The sequence below is a fragment of the Burkholderia cenocepacia genome (assembly GCF_900446215.1).
Classification (GTDB): Bacteria; Pseudomonadota; Gammaproteobacteria; order Burkholderiales; family Burkholderiaceae; genus Burkholderia; species Burkholderia cenocepacia.
This window is the reverse complement of the sequence record NZ_UAQZ01000014.1, coordinates 552,162-569,698: the sequence shown is the minus strand read 5'-3', so window position 1 is coordinate 569,698 and position 17,537 is coordinate 552,162. Positions and strand designations below refer to the sequence as shown.

At 60.2% G+C, this 17,537-nt stretch carries 15 protein-coding genes and 1 pseudogene; 4 read left to right on the top strand and 12 right to left on the bottom strand.

The window, feature by feature from the left end; all coding sequences use genetic code 11:
• Window positions 1-7: 7 nt before the first annotated feature.
• The 12 genes and pseudogenes from DTA15_RS29320 to DTA15_RS29260 form a co-directional block, all read right to left on the bottom strand.
• Window positions 8-136 (bottom strand): annotated as a pseudogene (locus DTA15_RS29320) (transposase); the annotation flags it as partial.
• Between the two features lie 39 nt (window positions 137-175).
• A complete protein-coding gene (locus DTA15_RS29315) occupies window positions 176-1,747 on the bottom strand; it encodes an IS66-like element ISBcen14 family transposase (protein ID WP_006482547.1) in 1,572 nt (523 codons plus the stop codon).
• Between the two features lie 51 nt (window positions 1,748-1,798).
• On the bottom strand, window positions 1,799-2,146 hold the full coding sequence (gene tnpB, locus DTA15_RS29310) for an IS66 family insertion sequence element accessory protein TnpB (RefSeq protein ID WP_006481825.1): 348 nt from the start codon (window positions 2,144-2,146) through the stop codon (window positions 1,799-1,801).
• A complete protein-coding gene (gene tnpA / locus DTA15_RS29305; RefSeq protein WP_006481758.1) occupies window positions 2,143-2,529 on the bottom strand; it encodes an IS66-like element accessory protein TnpA in 387 nt (128 codons plus the stop codon). Before tnpA ends, tnpB begins: the two co-directional genes overlap by 4 nt.
• A 268-nt stretch (window positions 2,530-2,797) precedes the next feature.
• Window positions 2,798-3,739: an efflux RND transporter periplasmic adaptor subunit gene (locus tag DTA15_RS29295; RefSeq protein ID WP_006481754.1), complete on the bottom strand. Its 942-nt coding sequence runs from the start codon at window positions 3,737-3,739 to the stop codon at window positions 2,798-2,800.
• 2 nt (window positions 3,740-3,741) lie between these two features.
• Window positions 3,742-3,945 (bottom strand): DUF1656 domain-containing protein, encoded by a 204-nt coding sequence (locus DTA15_RS29290; protein WP_012492471.1) that lies wholly within the window; start codon window positions 3,943-3,945, stop codon window positions 3,742-3,744.
• 10 nt (window positions 3,946-3,955) lie between these two features.
• Window positions 3,956-6,151: an FUSC family protein gene (locus tag DTA15_RS29285; protein ID WP_006481812.1), complete on the bottom strand. Its 2,196-nt coding sequence runs from the start codon at window positions 6,149-6,151 to the stop codon at window positions 3,956-3,958.
• A gap of 69 nt (window positions 6,152-6,220) precedes the next feature.
• The gene (locus DTA15_RS29280) at window positions 6,221-7,681 is read right to left on the bottom strand and encodes an efflux transporter outer membrane subunit (RefSeq protein ID WP_012492472.1); all 1,461 of its coding nucleotides are present in this window, start codon (window positions 7,679-7,681) and stop codon (window positions 6,221-6,223) included.
• Window positions 7,678-8,676 (bottom strand): LysR family transcriptional regulator, encoded by a 999-nt coding sequence (locus DTA15_RS29275; RefSeq protein WP_006481762.1) that lies wholly within the window; start codon window positions 8,674-8,676, stop codon window positions 7,678-7,680. Before DTA15_RS29275 ends, DTA15_RS29280 begins: the two co-directional genes overlap by 4 nt.
• Before the next feature lie 189 nt (window positions 8,677-8,865).
• Complete coding sequence (locus tag DTA15_RS29270; protein ID WP_006481743.1) at window positions 8,866-9,771, bottom strand: LysR family transcriptional regulator; 906 nt, start codon at window positions 9,769-9,771, stop codon at window positions 8,866-8,868.
• Between the two features lie 213 nt (window positions 9,772-9,984).
• On the bottom strand, window positions 9,985-11,142 hold the full coding sequence (locus DTA15_RS29265) for a glycerate kinase family protein (protein ID WP_006481791.1): 1,158 nt from the start codon (window positions 11,140-11,142) through the stop codon (window positions 9,985-9,987).
• 117 nt (window positions 11,143-11,259) lie between these two features.
• Window positions 11,260-11,922 (bottom strand): TetR/AcrR family transcriptional regulator, encoded by a 663-nt coding sequence (locus DTA15_RS29260; RefSeq protein WP_006481763.1) that lies wholly within the window; start codon window positions 11,920-11,922, stop codon window positions 11,260-11,262.
• 343 nt (window positions 11,923-12,265) lie between these two features.
• Here DTA15_RS29260 and DTA15_RS29255 point away from each other — a divergent pair, with 343 nt between their 5' ends.
• The 4 genes from DTA15_RS29255 (at window position 12,266) to DTA15_RS29240 (ending at window position 17,536) form a co-directional block, all read left to right on the top strand.
• Complete coding sequence (locus DTA15_RS29255) at window positions 12,266-13,624, top strand: NAD-dependent succinate-semialdehyde dehydrogenase (protein WP_006481750.1); 1,359 nt, start codon at window positions 12,266-12,268, stop codon at window positions 13,622-13,624.
• A gap of 17 nt (window positions 13,625-13,641) precedes the next feature.
• Entirely contained in the window at window positions 13,642-14,091 is a 450-nt protein-coding gene (locus DTA15_RS29250) for a type 1 periplasmic-binding domain-containing protein (RefSeq protein WP_020979817.1), read from the top strand.
• A gap of 40 nt (window positions 14,092-14,131) precedes the next feature.
• Window positions 14,132-15,970, top strand: a complete 1,839-nt coding sequence (locus DTA15_RS29245) for a GMC family oxidoreductase (RefSeq protein ID WP_006481819.1) — start codon at window positions 14,132-14,134, stop codon at window positions 15,968-15,970.
• Between the two features lie 414 nt (window positions 15,971-16,384).
• The gene (locus tag DTA15_RS29240; RefSeq protein WP_012492474.1) at window positions 16,385-17,536 is read left to right on the top strand and encodes a Gfo/Idh/MocA family protein; all 1,152 of its coding nucleotides are present in this window, start codon (window positions 16,385-16,387) and stop codon (window positions 17,534-17,536) included.
• Window position 17,537: the final 1 nt, after the last annotated feature.

Sequence of the window (17,537 nt, the reverse complement as noted above, 5' to 3'; positions counted from 1 at the left end):
GCTAGTGGAACAGCTGGTTCGGATTCACCCCATGCTCCATCGCCAAACGCGCCACGGATACGTCCGACCCGCTGGCCAGCTTGGCCAGACGCCGTCGAAATTCGATCGGGTGATTCAGGAGTAAGCGCCCGAGCAGTACCGTAGTGCAGGTTGTTGACCGCGGAGCTCCGCGACGCTATCGGATGGGCTCGACGCGAGCAGTAGGCGGCAGCGATGGTGCGACGTTCCACGGGAGCAGTTCGTCGACCCGGTTGGCCGGATGGTCGGCGATGCGCTCGAGCACGTAGGCGAGATACGCCTCGGGATCGAGGCCGTTCAGACGTGCCGTGCCGATCAGGCTGTACATCGCGGCGGCACGTTCGCCGCCAGAGTCGGCGCCGGCGAACAGATAGTTCCGCCGTCCGAGAGCGACGCCTCGCAATGCTCGCTCGGCGATCAGGTTGTCGATCTCCGTACACCCATCGCTGCAGTAGTAGACGAGCGCCGGCCAGCGATTCAGCGCGTACCGAATCGCCTTGGTCGTGTCAGATTTTGCAGAGAGCGTGGCAAGCGTCGCTTCGAACCAGCGCTTCATGTCGTCGAGTAGCGGCACCGCCCGCGCTTGGCGCACACTGCGCCGTTCGTCGGGCGGCTTGCCGCGGATCTGCTCTTCGATCTTGTAGAGCGCACCGATCCGCCGCAGCGCCTCCTCCGTCACGGCGTTGGGGCGCACCGCATGCAGGTCGTGGATCTTCCGGCGCGCGTGAGCCATACATGCGGCTTCCTGGACGCGGCCGTCGAGATACAGCTCGGCATAGCCAGCGAACGCGTCAGCCTGCAGCACGCCGGCGAAGTCAGCGAGATGTCGCTGCGGATGCTCACCACGGCGATCAGGCGTGTAGGCGAACCAGGCCGCCGGCGGTTCGTCGGAGCCACTCTGCCGATCATCGCGCACGTAGACCCAGAGGCGTCCTGTCTTCGTACGACCGTTGCCCGGCACCAGCACCGGTAGCGGAGTGTCGTCCGCATGCACCTTACCGCAGGCCAACGTGTAGCGGCGCACGGCGTCGACCAACGGTGCGAGCAGCGCCGTGATGCTACCCATCCAGTAGCCCATCGCGCCGGGATCGATCTCGACGCCGTCACGCGCGTACATCACCGCCTGGCGGTGCAGCGGGAGGTGGTATGCGAACTTCGACACGGCGATGTGGGCGAGCAGCGCCGGACCCGGGATGCCCCGATCGATTGGGCGGCTCGGCGCCGCGGCCTGCACGATGCGGTCACAGCGCGCGCAGGCCAGCTTCGGGCGGCGATGACGGATCACACGGAAGTGCGCACGCACGTATTCGAGTTGCTCCGCGATGTCTTCGCCCAACGGCTTGAGCTGCCCACCGCAATCGGGGCAGTCATCATCGGCGGGCAGATGGACGCGCTCTTCGCGTTCAAGATGTCCGGGTAGCGGCTTGCGGCTCGCACCTTCGCGGCGCGGCCGCTTTGCCTCGGGAGCGGCAGACGCATCGGCGGCGCCTTCGTCAGCCTGCAGATCCTCCAGCCGCAATTCGAGCTGTTCGATCTGGAGATCTAGTTTCTCCGATTTCCGGCCGAACTGCATTCGGCGCAGTTTCGCGATCGTGAGCTTCAGATGCTCGATTTCGAGAGCCCGCGACGAGAGCTGCTTTCGCAGCTCAGCTACCTGAGCATCACGCTCAAGCAGCAACGCTCTCAGAGCGTTGATGTCGTCGGGCAGCGCGGTCGAGGTTGATTCCATGAGGACAGTTTACGACTGCCCGCGATCACGCGAACGCCAGTTAACAATGGTTTACAGCGCGCTACGTGGACGCACGGCTTCGACCGGCTGTCGCCAATCGAAGCCCTCGAGCAACAACGACAGCTGCGCGGTTGTCAGCGCGACCACACCAGAGTCGGCACGGGGCCAAGCAAAGCGTCCTTTTTCGAGCCGCTTCGCCAATAAACATAGCCCGCCGTCGCTCCAATACAAGCACTTCAGCAGGTCACCGCGCTTGCCCCGGAACACGAACACGTGTCCAGAGAACGGATCTTTCTCCAGCACCGTCTGTACCTTCGCGGCCAACGAATTGAAGCCGCATCGCATATCGGTGACGCCCGCCGCGATCCAGATCCGCGTGTTTTGAGGCAGACCGATCATCGTAGAATGCGATCGAGAACAGAACGCAGCACGTCGGGGTCCGGCGCGCCTTCGATGCGAATCGACGTCTTGCCATGCTGAATCTGGATCGAGCCGGACGGTATGTTGTCGGTCTCAGTCGGCACCTCGAGCGCCATCGACGGCTGAGACGGTTCGTTGACGACAACCGGCAGCATTGCGTCTGGAATCGCATCGTCCGTTAGCAGGCCTTGCGCATGGAGGCGGCGCCATGCCCACACCTGATTGGCATTGATGCCGTTCTCGCGAGCAACACGGGCGACCGACGCGCCGGGCTCGAATGTCAGCGCGACGATGGTCCGCTTCCATTCCGTCGGATGTCGGCGAGTTTGCCGTTTCGGCGGGATCTCGACTGTCTGAGTCACTCTGTCCACAACTCCTATCGTGGACACGACCGGTCATTCGTGTCCTTCACAGGACATCATGGCACTCGTCACCGAGCGTTCACAGACGGTACTGGTCTCGTGCTTACATTCAGGATGCCTTTGCCTGAAGTTCTCTTTGGGGTATCTGTTGCCACTTTGGTCCCCAGTACTTTGGTGGGGACTACTCTGGCAACTCCCTTTCACATCGTCGAGACGGTGCTGGGGACAGGCTTACGGTTGACCGCGTGTCGCGGTCATTCAAAGTACGTCAAGACCACCAGCGCAGGATGCCGTCGAGCCAAGCGTTCGTTTTTTGCGTGATCGTCGACTGGCGCCGGCTATTGTCATCGACGACTACCGTGCAGGTGAGCCCGGCGGCAAGCAATACGCCTTTCGGTACAGCATCTATACGAATGCGAACTGGCACGCGCTGGGCGAGCCGCACCCAGTTGAAGGTGGGATTCACGTCGGCTACGAGCTCGTGACTTTGGGGATTGTCGCGGTCGTAAATTCCACGGGAAATGCCCTCGACGTATCCGCGCAGTACGCCGCCGCTCATGAGCTGAATTTCGGCCCGACTGCCTACCTCGATACGCGGAATTTTGGTTTCCTCAAAGTATCCATATACCCAAAACGAGTTGGTGTCGACAATTGCAAGTTTCGCGATGCCGGCAATGGCGTAATTCCCGACGAAGGTATTCAGATTGGTGACGTAGCCGTCGACGGGCGCGATCACGAGGGTTCGCGCAAGATTGAGTTTCGCTGACTCCAGTTGCGCCGCTGCCTGACGATACTGAGCCTCGGCAATCGAAACAGCCTTGGCCGCATTTTGCCGCGCTTCATTCGATACGACCTCGGCGTTCAAGTCCGCGCGGCGCGCCGCTTCCGATTGCCGCATCTGAAGCTCGGCGAGACGCTCGCTCACGACGGCTCGAGCCTGGTCCACGGCAATGCGGTAATGAGAAGGGTCGATCTCCATGATGAGGTCCCCCTTCTTCACATGCTGGTTGTCATGGACCCGCAGGTCTACCACCGCGCCGGACACATCGGGCGCGACGTTAACGATTTCCGCACGCACGCGGCCATCCCGCGTCCACGGCGAGTCCACGTAGCGTGACCAAAGGGTGTGTCCCATGAGGAACGCCGCAAATATGATGGCTGCGGAAGCGATAAGACTGACGAGCTTCTTGGTGAGTAATTGGCGATTCATGTTTAGCTATAAATCGTGAGTCCCAGTGCGCAGCAGATGCAGAGCATCAGACTGGCGCGGAAGAGTGACGGATGCCAGACGTGCTCGCAAAATCTCGTGCGGCTGAGCAAGCGGTTTGCGACTAAGGAAATGAGCGCACCAGCGATGAAAGTAAGCATCACCGCAGGAAAATAGACGCCGAATACGGAAATTTCTCGCGAGGTCATGAGTTGAGGTCTAAGTGATCTTGTCCAGCGGCGTGGCATCGACATCGGCATCAGCGAATGGCAATTCCGCGTCGAGCAGCGTGATATCAACGATGTTCAGCAAGCTCAGCACGTGCAGCAGCGACTGCCGTCTTTCTTTGCTTGGTGGGCATGCGTCCACCGCTGCCTCTATCCCGGTGATTGCCTGACGCGTCAGATCACGCGCTACTTCAAGACGTGAGGCGGTTGGTTTTTCCGTGAGTGCGGCGATTGACGATCTCGCGCGCAAGATCGCTAGTCGCCACGTGGGAGCTGGCGAGGCGACGCTGGTGGACGGTACCAGGGCGAGCGCATTTTGTAGGTCGATCAGCGTGTTGCCGATCTGAAGGATGGCATAGGCCCATCGAATCGCTTCCTGGCGCTCTACGGGACTGTCGGCAAAGAGCTGCTGGATCTGGAATGTCAGGTCGCGCGCCTGGCCTTCGAGTGTCGTTCGTGGTCCGGCGGTAGGCCGTGAAGCAACATGGAGGATCAGTTCGCGCATCCTGACCAGATGACGATTTTTCAGCCATCGTGAGGTGGGCGGCATGATCAAGGCGAAGAAAAGTGCGGGCACGAAATTGGAGAACACAAATGCGATACCTTCGTTCAGGAATGTGGTCTGTTCGTAGGTTCCGAGCGTATCGATATTCACCAGCAGGCTGAAGAAAATCAGATAGTCGCAAGCTTGGCGAAAGTACTTAGGCTTCGTCGCGAACCACGCTCCGATCGCGAGAAATGGGGCGAGGGAGATCCACAATATCAGGATTCCGTCAACGCGAGGCTCCACATAGGCAATGAAAACAAATCCGAAGATCGCTGAAAAGACCGTTGAAATGCCCAGATTGATGGAAGCCTTGACCGGATGAGGCAGACCCGAAATGAGCGCGCTCGTTACCGCCGCGTTGAGAAGAAAGTCGACGCCGCTTGGCCACGCGCTCGCGACCCAGAAAAAGCCGCACGCGAAGATGGTGATGAACACGCGAGCCGACGCGATCAGCGCGTCGGTGTAGCTATTGTGGTGAGGAAATCGCGCTACGCGATCGGCTTGCCGGTCGTGCACGTCCTTGCGGTCGTCAAGTCTCGCATACTCGGAGAAATACGCCGCCAGATCCGCGACAAGGTACTGAAGTGCGCGTGCGGTCGCTTCGAACTCGGGGGCCGAAAAGTCGGCCAGTTTATCGCTGCCTCTACGCGTCGCCTCGATCATGCCAGGCAGCGCATCTGCGTACCGGTGCAGGTCGTCGGCAATTCGTTTCGCGGTGTTGGGCGATGCGTCGCGCAGGCTTTCGGCGCGTGTCATCCATGCCGCGGTTTCCTGGAGGAGCGGCCCGATCGCGCGATAGGCGTCCGAGCGTGAGGCTTCAAGATAGGCGCGCATCCGGCAGAACGCATTCAGGCGACTGGACGCCTTCATGAAGGCAGCATTGATTTTCGAGAGCCGCCCGCTCCAATGCCGCCCTTGTGCACCTTCAAATGCAGCGAGAGTGCGATTCATCTCGAAGGCGACTGCGTCGCTGAAAAATCGCAATTGCTCCCTGGAGGCTGCCGAAGCGCCGTCTTTTCCAATCAAGGCCTGAACGACGAAATTGAGAAAATCCACGTAGCGCTGCTTGTTGGACGCCGACAATCGCGAACTAACCCGGTCGGGAAAAATCAATGCGCTGACTGCCGTCGCGCACAGAACTCCGATCGCGATGCCCGTTACCCGCGTCATGGCGATCAGGAAAGTTGCCTCAGGATGCTGTGATGCGGGTATGCCGGCAAGCGCGACGGTGTATCCCGAGATCAGGAACCCGTAACTGCGAAAGCCCCGGTTGAACTTCGCGAATGCCGCGCACAGCGAAACCCAGAAGGCAAGAGCAAAGATGAAGAGCAGCGGCTGCTGCGGAAACGCACCTACCACTGTGACGGTCGCAAGGAAGCCAATGAGCGTACCAATCAAACGATAGAAGCTTTTCGCAAGCACCGCGCCGCTTTGCGGATGCATGACGATGAAAACGGTGGTCATGGCCGTTTTTGCCGTTGGTAAGTCGAGCAGCGTCGAGACGCCCAGCGCCACGAATGCGGCTGTCAACACCTTCGCGACGTAGAGCCAGCCTTTCATATCGTCGCGCCGCCAGTCCCACAGCGCAATCGAAAGCTCGCTTCCTAACGTGGAAAGCAGTCGTGTTCGTGTATGCGGCATGATCGAATCCTGTGTGAGGTCGGACAGCGCTTCATTCGCGCCGGTTGGTGATTGTCAGCGGCCATCGAATCAACGACTAGCGTCGGTGTTTGCACGTCGAGGCGTCGGGTCGCTGCCTCCGAGCGAGGCCATCAAAGCGGCGTGAGCTTTCAGCAGGTCGACTTCGGTCCGGATCGCACTGTTCTGTGCCTGGAGCAGATTGGCCTGGGCGACCAAAACATTCTTGTAGTTGACCAGTCCACGGCGCTGACTGATGCGCGCCAGATCCAACGAACGCGCGGCGACGGAGATGGACCTTCTGTCGGCGTCCATCTGCGTTGCGAGCGAGCGCACGCGAACGACGTTGTCGGCGATGTCCTTGATCGCCTCGATAATTGCCCGGTTATACCGGTCAACGGCTTCGTCGTATTCCGCAGTCGCGGCAGCGAGCCGCGCACGCAGGCGGCCGCCCTCGAAGATCGGCAGTGTCAGCGCCGGTCCGGCCGACCATCCGCCGTTCGCGGCGCGCAGGAAATCGATGAAACCGGCGGCTGCGCCAAAGCTACCGATTGAAGCCAGCAGGTCGATGTTTGGATAGAACGCCGCCCTCGCGACATCAACACCTCGCGCTCTCGACTCGACTTCCCAGCGAGCGGCAATGACGTCGGGCCGGCGGCCGACCAGTTCGCTCGGCAGCGTCGAAGGCAGCCCAATTGGCTTCTCAAACACGATCTGCGGACGCTGGATCGTCGTCCCTGCGCCGGGCCCTTCGCCGATGAGCGCGGCGAGCTGATGTTGGTTCAGTTCGACGGCAGCTTTCCAGGCCGTGATCCGTTTGACGTAGCCGGGAAGTGGCGACTCGGCTTCGCTCAGTTCGAGTTGCGTGGCGATACCGGCCTTCAGACGCTTGCGAACCAGCTCCACGGTCTTCTGCTGGAGTTCAGTATTTGCCTGTTCATTGGCGAGCAAAGCGATATTAAGAGCCAGATCGATATAGGCATAGACTATGTTCGTCTGCAACTGAAGCCGTGCCGCCAGCTCGTCCGCTTCTCTCGCGCGAAAACGGTCGCGTGCGCTTGAAGCGATGTTTTTGTCGCGACCCCATAGGTCGATGTGCCAGGCGAGGTTCATCCCACCCGTGTTGTTCCAAGTATTGCTGTTGCCGAGCGCGCCAGGTCCGTAGTAGGCATCGTCGGGCCAATGCTGCCGCAATAGCCTGAGAGATCCGTCCACCTTCGGCAGTTCGTTGGCGTGCGCTGCGCGAGCCATGGCCTGTGCGACACGCACGCGGTCGTGGGCAGCTGAAAGCGAGGGATTGTGCGCAAGTGCCGTATCGATCAGCCGATTGAGTTGAGTGTCACCATAAGCCCGCCACCACCCGCCGGTGGGTAGGGGCGAGGGGGCGCGAGCCGTGCGGATCGCGCTTCCCGCGTCCAGCTCGTCGGCGTCCTGCAGATTCGATAATGGTCCGATTCCACGCATGTCAGCGCATCCACTAAGTACTGCGAAGTATAAGATAGCGATTAAGCCGAAAAATCGGGCCACGGTCATGATTCCAGTCGACTAAACGGAGCAATATGGTTGATCGAAGAACAGGCGCCGCAGTTCAGGGGGACCCTAAGGCAGGGGGGAGAAGCGGCGGAGGGGTGATTGCTTTCGGCTTGGAAAAGCTCAAGGGCAAGATCGATGAAGCCACGCGTTTTGGCGCTCAAATGCCGGCGCGTCGAGTAGACGATGCGATGCTCCGAGACTGGTAGCTGGAATTCGTTAAGAACTTGCACCAGTCTGCCTTCCGCGATGTCGTGTTGAACGATGTACGCCGGCAACATGGCGATACCAAGATCGGCGAGGGCGCTTTCTCTTAGCAACCCAAAATTATTCGACGTGACGGCCGATTTCGGCAATACCTCTACCGCGACATCCGCGGCGTCCTTAAATACCATTACCTCTTCGCGATGGTCCGAGCGGTATGCGAGAAAAGCATGGTCTGCAAGGTCCGAGGGATGCAGAGGCGCACCATGGTCACTTAGATACGACGGCGTCGCGCAAATATGGAATTCGCTGATCGTAAGCGGTCGGGATACGACATTGAGGCTCTTGACATGGTGCGCGGGCACGATGCAGACATCCAGCTGTTCCTCGACGAGATCGACCGGGCGATCGACCAGCATCAGGTCGATAGTCACGTCGGGATAGCTTGTTCGATACAGCGTCAACAGCGGAGCGAGTCGGCTGATGGCAAAGACGGTGGGTGCACTGACACGTAGGCGGCCCGTCGCCGGTCGCGTGGTAGATGTCGAGATGGAGAGCGCCTCATCGAGCTCGTCGAGCACCCGCTGGCAACTCTCGGTGAACAGGGCGCCTGCCTCCGTCAACGATACCTTGCGGGTTGTGCGGTTCAGCAGGCGCACCCCAAGCTCGTCTTCGAGCAGGGCCACGTGGCGGCTTGCCACGCCCACCGACATGTTAAGCAGGTTGGCGGCTTTGATGAAGCTGCTGGTTTGCGCAACCTTGACGAAAGTACGCATTGCGCGGAACTTGTCCATCTCGAAGGGCCTCAAGCATTTGAATCACATGGTGGTCATGATGCCTCTTCCCGCAAGGCTTCGAAAGGCGTTGACCGGGAAGCTTTATTTCCTCGAGATGAAAACATGGCGCAGGCGCAGTGCCCAAAGCGTTGACAGTCTGGCAGGTCCATAAAGGGGCTATCAGTGACTGATGTGGCTCGATGGGTGTTACGCGGCGCGCGGCATCCGAGCGCGAAGCACGTGATCGATATAATCGACGAAAAGGCGGATGCGCGGGGGAATCGGCGAGCCTGATGCGTAGATCGCGTAAAGATCCAGCGCGGGGCAGGTGTATTCGGGCAAGACGCGTACGAGACGCCCGTTGGCAATGTGCTCCGCGACGTCCCAGTACGCTTCCTGGGAAATGCCTTCACCTGCCAGTGCCCATTGCAGCAGCACCTCGCCGCTGGTACTGGACAACGTCCCGTCGACCCGCACGTCTTGCCTCGTGCCCTCGTTGTCGAAATGCCAGACGTCGTTCAGGCGGTGCCTGCCCTGCAAACGCAGGCAGTTATGATCCCCCAGTTCCGCGGGCTGCATTGGGGCACCGTGTTTTGCGAGGTAAGCGGGTGCGGCGCAAAGAACGGACGCCGTGCTGACCAGCTTTCGGGCAATCACGCCAAGATCGTTTGGCAAACCGAATCGCAATATGACATCACACGGGTCCACGCCGACTTCGAGACCAGCGTCGGACGGCAGCAGCTGCGTGTAGAGGCCGGAGTGGCGCGAGGTGAAATCCGCGAGGAGGGGCGCAATGTGGTGCCGACCGAAATCGGCGGGCGCGCCGATTCGCAGCAGCCCTCGCGCAGCGCCGCCGCGCGAGGCGACTTCCGCTTCAGCGTCGCGGATCTGGTCCAGGATGGAGCAGCAGCGTTCGTAGAGCAAAAGACCTTCATCTGTGAGCTTGAAGCGCCGCGAGCTTCGCTGCGCCAGGCGTACGCCTAGGCGTCTTTCAAGGGCTGCCAGCCGGCGGCTCACCACGGGCGGCGAGGAATGCAGTGCGAACGCGCCTGCACTGATGCCGCCGGATTGAACGATCGCGCGAAAGAGCGCGAATTCCGAAATGTTATCCATGTTCCTCTAAGCGCGTTGCTCTCAACGTTGGCCTCTGCGACAAGATCGGCCGGAAAGTCCCCCTGCTTGTCACCCAGGATCCCCCCAACCTGCTTGTGGGGCTTCAATTCGCTTGTGGCCTTTCTTTTCGGCGGTAAAAGCGCGAGCGACCCATCCAGCAAAGAGACAGCTGTTCAATGCGTCCGGCGCGCACCGCGCTTCTTTGGGCCGGTGTCAGCGATGATGTTCAACTGCGCACGTGTAGCGGAGATTGGCAAGTTGCTGCGCAGCGTTCTCGAGCAGGGCGGCGGCGTTGTCTATGGCATTCTCCAGAGACATTGGACCAATCGACGCGGAAAAGCAGCCCGCGAAGTGCTCGGACAGGGACGGCAGCGCTTCCATGGCAACCGATCCGGAGAGCAGCGTGCATGGTATGCCTGCGGCGCGAGCATACGCCGACGCCACGAAAGGTGCCTTTCCGCCGAGGGTTTGTGTATCGGACCGCCTTTCGCCCGTAATTAGCCAGTCCGCTTCGTCCGCGGCGGGGCGAAGGCCAATTTCACGGGCAACGGCATCGGCCCCAGATTGCAAGGAGCCACCTAGAAGCAGGATTGCAAATCCCAGTCCTCCCGCGGCACCTGCGCCGGGATTCGCGAGACAGGAGGCGCTGAGTGTTTCCTCGAGCAGATTGGCTATTCGAAGCAGCGAATTGTCGAGTTTGTCGGAGGATTCTGCGGTGAGCCCTTTCTGAGGTCCGAAGACGCATGTCGCGCCGCGGGGTCCAGTGAGCGGGTTGTCTACGTCGGTCATGCCGAGGAAGCTGGTCTCGCTCAATCTGGGATCGATGCGGGGAGCGTCGACCCTTACGATCTTGTCGAAATCGCGGGGAAGCGGCGTGACTTCATGGTCGTTTGCGTCGAGGAACCTGATTCCGAGTGCGGCCAGGAAACCCGCACCGGCGTCGTTCGTGCTCGTGCCGCCCAACGCAACGAGGAACCTGCGCGCGCCACGATCCAGCAAATGACGTACCACTTCTCCGACTCCATGAGAACTGCGCTCTTCGACTGAAACCGATACGCCCAGAATGTCGGTCAGCCCGAGGATGCAGGCCGATTCGACAATCGCCGTATGCGCATTTGTGAGCCCCACCTCGATCGACTGAGGGCGGCCGGATGCTCCCCGCACCGTGAGGCTCACGCGCTCGCTAGCGCGCCCCATCATAGCGTCGAGCGTGCCTTCGCCGCCGTCCGCCATGGGGCGTGTCAAGACGACGGCGCAAGGTATCGCTCGCCGGATTCCGCGAGCCATCGCCTGCGCCGCCTCCAGCGCGCTCAGCGATCCCTTGAAGGAGTCCGGGGCGACAACGATGACTGGGGCGGATCGAGAGGCCATGTTTAAAATATTCTATGCACTGCGAAATAATTCCTGCCCTACGGGCAGGGTGGTTTGGGTAGAAGCCTAAAACCGGCGCGCGGGCACAGGCAGCCCACCTGATTGCACATGGGAAAACTAGTCGATGACCAGATACCCGATGATTACGTCCTGTATGTGGTGCAGCCGTTCGACCTTGGCTCGCGCCGAGAGGAGATTGCGCCCAAACACGGCAGTCAGCGTATCGGCGTTGGACAGGTAGAAGTAGCTTAACGAAGCAATAGAGATGTAAAGCTGCAAGGCGTCCACACCGCTGCGGAAGGTTTTCTGCTGTTGGCCCTTCAAAAGCACTTCGCGCAACGTATCGATCACGGGAGAGTTCATCGCCTGGAGATTTGGGGATACGGTCACATGGCTTGCGCCGATGGCGTTCTCCATGTTCAGCAGTCTAATGAACTCGGGGTGTTCAAGATAGTAGTTCCAGGTGAAAGCAACCAGCGACCTGACAGCTTCGACTGGCTCCAAGTCGAGCAGATTCAGTTCGCGTTCCGCTTCACGAATCGACTTGTAGGTCCGCTCGAGTACGGCAGCGAAGAGTTCTTCCTTGCTCGTGTAGTAGTAGTACACCATGCGCTTGTTTGTTTCTGCGCGACTGGCGATATGTTCGATTCGTGCGCCAGCGAGCCCCCGTTCGGCGAATTCGTCCGACGCCGCCTGAAGTATCTGGGCGCGCGTGCGCTCCTTGTTTCTCGTGGGCTTGTCGTCTGCTGCGTGCGACTCGGTCATGTTGTCCAGCTCCATTGCTTACACCTTTTTCACAATCCGTTGCACCGCCACGGCAATGAAGATATCCCTCGCATACATCTCGCGCGTGTCCTGATGTTCGTACGTGTCAGTGAATGTGTCGGCGGCCAAGTACTAACGGAAGAGTAACATAAAATTTCATGATCGACGCTGCTGTTCGTGCCGGCGTGATTCCTATAACCCGGAAGGGTGCCTATGAACGGAGGAATCACGGATGCACCCGGGCGGATGGGTTGTAAGTAGGTGTTAACGATATCGTGAATTAATCGTGCCTCTGTGAAATCATTGCGGTGGACGCTTATGACTTCGCTTCCTGGGGAAGCACGAATAGGAGCTATCTATGCACTTTCAATCGCGAAACCCCGCAACCGGTGAACTGCTCGAGGCCTTCACCGAACATTCGGCCGACGATATCGAGTCGCGGCTTATGCTGTCATTTGCAGCCTGGAAGCGCTGGTCGCGGGCTTCGCTGCAGCAGCGCACCGAGGTGCTGCGCAAGCTCGGTGCGCTGCTCGAAGAGCGCGCCGACCGGTATGGCCGCCTCATCACACAGGAAATGGGCAAGCCGCTCGTTGAAGCCGTTCTGGAGGTCAGGAAGGCGGCCGCGGGGGCGCGCCATTTCGCGGAACATGGCGCCGGCTATCTCGCGCCGATGCCTATCGAAGGCATGAACGCGAAGGTCGTCTATGAGTCGCTCGGCCCTGTGTTTGGTGTGATGCCGTGGAATTTGCCTTTCTGGCAAGTGCTGCGCTTTTTCATTCCGACGGCCATGGCCGGGAACACAGTGCTGGTCAAGCATGCTGAAACAGTGCAAGGCTGTGCGCACGCGCTCGAGCAATTGATCCTCGACGCGGGTGCGCCTGAAGGCCTGTACCTGAATCTCGCCATTCGCCGCGGCGGCGTGGCGCGCGTGGTGCGCGATCCCCGCGTGCGATGCGTCACCGTAACCGGCAGCACGCAGGCGGGGCGCGCCGTGGCCCAGGAAGCCGGTGCGTACGGAAAGAAAGCCGTTCTGGAGCTGGGCGGATCTGACCCGTTCATCGTGCTGGAAGATGCGGATCTGGACCGGGCAGTTCAGTTGGGGGTTACCTCGCGCTTTTCGAATAACGCGCAGAGCTGTATCGCGGCCAAACGCTTTCTGGTTGCGGAGCCGATCGCTGAAGTGTTCCAGAAGAAGTTCGTGGAAAAGGCTGCGGCGCTGCGCATGGGCGATCCGATGAGCGTCGACACGCAACTCGGGCCGCTTGCCAGGGCGGACCTGCGCGACGAAATCCATCGGCAGGTACTTTCCGCGCTCAAGCAGGGTGGCACGCTACTGACCGGCGGTGCACCGGTCAATGGTCCCGGCAACTTCTACCCGCCAACCGTTATCACTGGGCTGAGTTCCGACGCCCCCATTGCGCAGGAGGAAATCTTCGGTCCGGTAGCCATGCTGTTCACGTTCAGGACCGACGAAGAGGCGATCGCGCTGGCTAATGCGACCGAATTCGGTTTGGGTGCGACCGTTTGCTCCGCCGACGTGCAACGCGCAAACAAGATCGCGTCCGCTCTCGAAGTGGGAGCGGTATTCATCAACGACTTCGTGCGCTCGGACCCTCGGGCGCCTTTTGGTGGCGTAAAAGGCTCGGGATTCGGGCGGGAGCTGGGTGCACTCGGCGCACGAGAACTCGCAAACGCAAAGCTGGTAGTGGGTGGCTAAGTGGCAGAAACGTCGATTTGAAGGCCGATGATGAAACCAGAGAAAGAGTGTCTTGCGATGCGCGGGATTCAGAAGTCCTTTGGTCCCGTAATCTGAGCCGCGGCACTCACATTGATGCAGCCTGGTTGGACTTCGGCACCGCATCAACGGCGGTAGCCGAAGCATTCGAGGACGCGGGGCAGCCTTATCCCGTCACCACAGGGGGAGACCAGCAGAGCTACCTTCAGGCCTGGAAGCGCGATGGTTTCAGGGGCATCGTGCCGACCTACCCGGTCTACATGTGGCGCACGGCCGTCGTCGCGGCGCTCAAGGCGCTCAAGGGTGAGCCAGCGCCCGCGCCGGAGTGGATCTTGCCCCAACCGGATATTAGCCAGGCGGATTTGCCAAAGTACCTGAGCGACAAGGTCGCACCACTGAACTATTCAATGTGCGGCTGCGACAAGCTGCCCGGCTATTCCCAACGCTGAGCGCGCTTCGCGCAGCAGAATCATCAGGAGGAACCAATCTATGCACAAGGTCGACTATCTGATTCTGGGCGGCGGGACAGCCGGCTGCGCACTTGCGGCGCGCTTGTCTGAAGACGCCAATAAAACGGTGCTGCTTGTTGAGGCGGGGCGCGATCTTCGCATCGACGCGATGCCGGAGAACATCGGAAGCCGCTATCCAGGTCTAGCGTATCTGGACAAGCAGAATATCTGGCGGTCGCTGACGGCGACGGTGAGTGGCGCGCCAACTTCGCAGCCCAATCGCGACCCGCGCGGCTACGAACAGGCGCGAGTGCTTGGCGGCGGTTCTGCTATCAACGCGATGGTCGCCAATCGCGGTGCGCCAGACGACTACGACGAATGGGGGCGGCTTGGCGCAGAAGGGTGGAGCGGCGAAGTCGCGCTGCACTACTTTCGCAAACTTGAACGCGACTGCGACTTCGATGACGAGTATCACGGCAAGGCTGGGCCTGTGCCGATACGCCGGCTCCCGCCGCAGCGTCGCTCTCCGTTCGTGAACGCAGTGGCCGACACCATGCGGGCACGAGGTTATCCCGCGCACGTGGACCAGAATGGCAAATGGACCGACGGCGTCTTTCCCACGGCAATTGCCGTGAGCGATGACGGCCATCGCGTGCCGGCGTCGATTGCCTATCTCACGCCCGAAGTAAGAAAGCGGCACAATCTGACGATACTCACGGACACCCACGTTACGAAACTTCTTTTCGAGGGCGCGCGAGTGGCGGGCGCGGAAGTTGTCGCGGCGAAGTCGTCCTTGACGGCAGCATCGAAAGCGCCGCAAAGCCTTCGCGCCGGGGAAACGATCGTATGCTCCGGTGGCATCCACTCGGCCGCACTGCTGTTGCGAAGCGGGATCGGGCCGGCAGACGAATTGAAGGCTCTTGGCATCCGTGTCCACAAGGATCTTCGCGGTGTAGGAAAGAACCTCATGGAGCACCCCTTGATCGCGGTGTCCGCCTATCTGCCGGCTCGGTCGCGTATGGAGGACCTGACCGAGCATCACGACCAGGCGTTGCTGCGCTATACCTCCGATATGCCCGGCGCGGCCGCCGGCGATATGCACATAGCGGTCATTGGAAGAACGGCGTGGCACGCTGTCGGACATCGCATGGGCACTCTGCTGGTCTGGGTGAACAAATCATATTCGCGCGGCTCGGTGACATTGCGCTCGGCTGATCCATTTGAGGAGCCGGAAGTGGATTTTCGCTTGCTTTCCGATCCGCGTGATCTGGATCGGCTGAAGAAGGGGTTCCGGCTCGCGGCGAACGTGCTGCGCGATCCACGCTTGAATCGTACGCGGGGCACAGTTTTTCCCACCAGCTATTCAGAACGTGTAAAGAAAGTTTCCGCTCCGGGGCGGTGGAATGCAATACAGATGGCAGCCTTCGGAAAGCTACTGGATTGGGCGGGGCCGGCGCGCGACCTGCTCATCCATCGCGTTGTGGCGCTCGGAAACAGGGTCGACGATTTGCTTGCCGACGACAGCAAACTAACGGAGTTTGTTGGCAACTCTGTGAGCGGTGTCTGGCATGCCTCGGGCACCTGCAAGATGGGGGCTGCTGTGGACCCGACGTCAGTCACGGACGGCGTCGGGCGCGTTCACGGCATAGCGGGACTGCGCGTATGCGATTCGTCGATCATGCCTTCCATTCCCCGCGCAAATACGAATCTGCCGACTCTCATGCTTGCCGAACGGCTCGCGGACGCCATTAAGCTTGACTCAGCAAGGGCCCGCACAGGTATCCCGGCAGCGGCGAAGCCGCAGTTGGGCGGAGCGGAAGGCGTGCTTCGCGCAGGCGGCCTGGACGCGCAGCCTTCGCCGTCGGTTATTGCCCGTTGAACGGCGCGTTCGCCCCTTGCGCTGAATACGCTCCAGCCAACGGGCCAATGGCCAACATGCGCCTGTTCGATCTGATCGAACCTCCCCATCGGGGCGCAGGACCATACGCCTGGCTCCCTCCCGTTCCCTCCTCGCCCCAATAATTACCGATTAAGTAACATTTATGAGGCGGTGACTGGTGAATTCATGGCCGGAATGAGCGAAGTACGGCAAAAATTCGCTACACTTTGGCGGCACATCGGGGAAGGACTCTGTAATGGTTAACGATAACGTGAATTAAAGTTAGTGATGTGCGAGTATCACGTCGATACGGTCGGTGGTGTTGTCACACCGGAGTCACTCATCCACTGGCACGTCGTTGTACTTGCAACCAATGCTAGTGTTTTCAAAATATCTGTCAGCTCGGAGATTTTTATGGCTCAACATCGCCTCGGTCTGGTCATGCATGGCGTTACGGGACGCATGGGAATGAATCAGCATCTGATGCGCTCGATTGTCGCGATTCGCAATCAGGGCGGCGTGGCGCTCAAGAACGGCGACCGGCTCATGCCCGACCCGATCCTCGTCGGACGCAATGAGGAGAAAATCGCCGCGCTCGCGAGGGCGCACGGAATCGAGCGTTGGACGACTGACCTCGATTCGGCGCTCGCCAATCCGAACGACACGATCTTTTTCGACGCGGCGACGACCCAGGCGCGTCCGGCGCTACTCAAGCGCGCCATTGAGGCAGGCAAGCATATTTATTGCGAAAAGCCGGTCGCAACAAACCTCGCGGAAGCACTCGATCTCTATGCTGTTGCCCGTAAGGCCGGCGTGAAGCACGGCGTCGTGCAAGACAAGCTCTGGCTACCAGGGCTCAAGAAACTCCGATTGCTCAACGAGGCCGGTTTCTTCGGCCGGATGCTCTCGGTGCGTGGAGAGTTCGGCTACTGGGTGTTTGAAGGCGACTTGCAGCCCGCCCAGCGGCCATCCTGGAACTATCGGCAGGAAGACGGCGGCGGCATCATTCTTGACATGCTTTGCCATTGGCGATATGTGATCGACAACGTGTTCGGCACCGTGAAGAGCGTGTCCTGCTTGGGGGCTACACATATCCCCGAGCGCCTCGACGAACAGGGACAGCGCTACCAAGCGACGGCGGACGATGCGGCCTATGCGACCTTCGAACTGGAGAACGGTGTTGTCGTGCAGATGAACAGTTCTTGGTGCGTGCGTGTACGCCGGGACGACCTGGTCACGTTCCAGGTGGATGGCACTCTCGGGTCGGCGGTTGCAGGCCTCACGGATTGTTATACGCAGTCGCGTGTCAATACGCCGAAGCCAGTCTGGAATCCGGATCTGCGCAACACACATGACTTTCTACAAGACTGGCAGGCGGTTCCGGAAACGAGCTCCAACGACAATGCATTCAAGGTGCAGTGGGAGCTGTTCCTGAAGCACGTGTGGGGCGAGGGTGATTTTAAATGGAATCTGCTGGAAGGTGCCAAGGGCGTGCAACTCGTTGAACTGGGCCTGCAAAGCTGGAAGGAGCGTCGCTGGATCGATATCCCGGCGCTGGAGGTCTGAG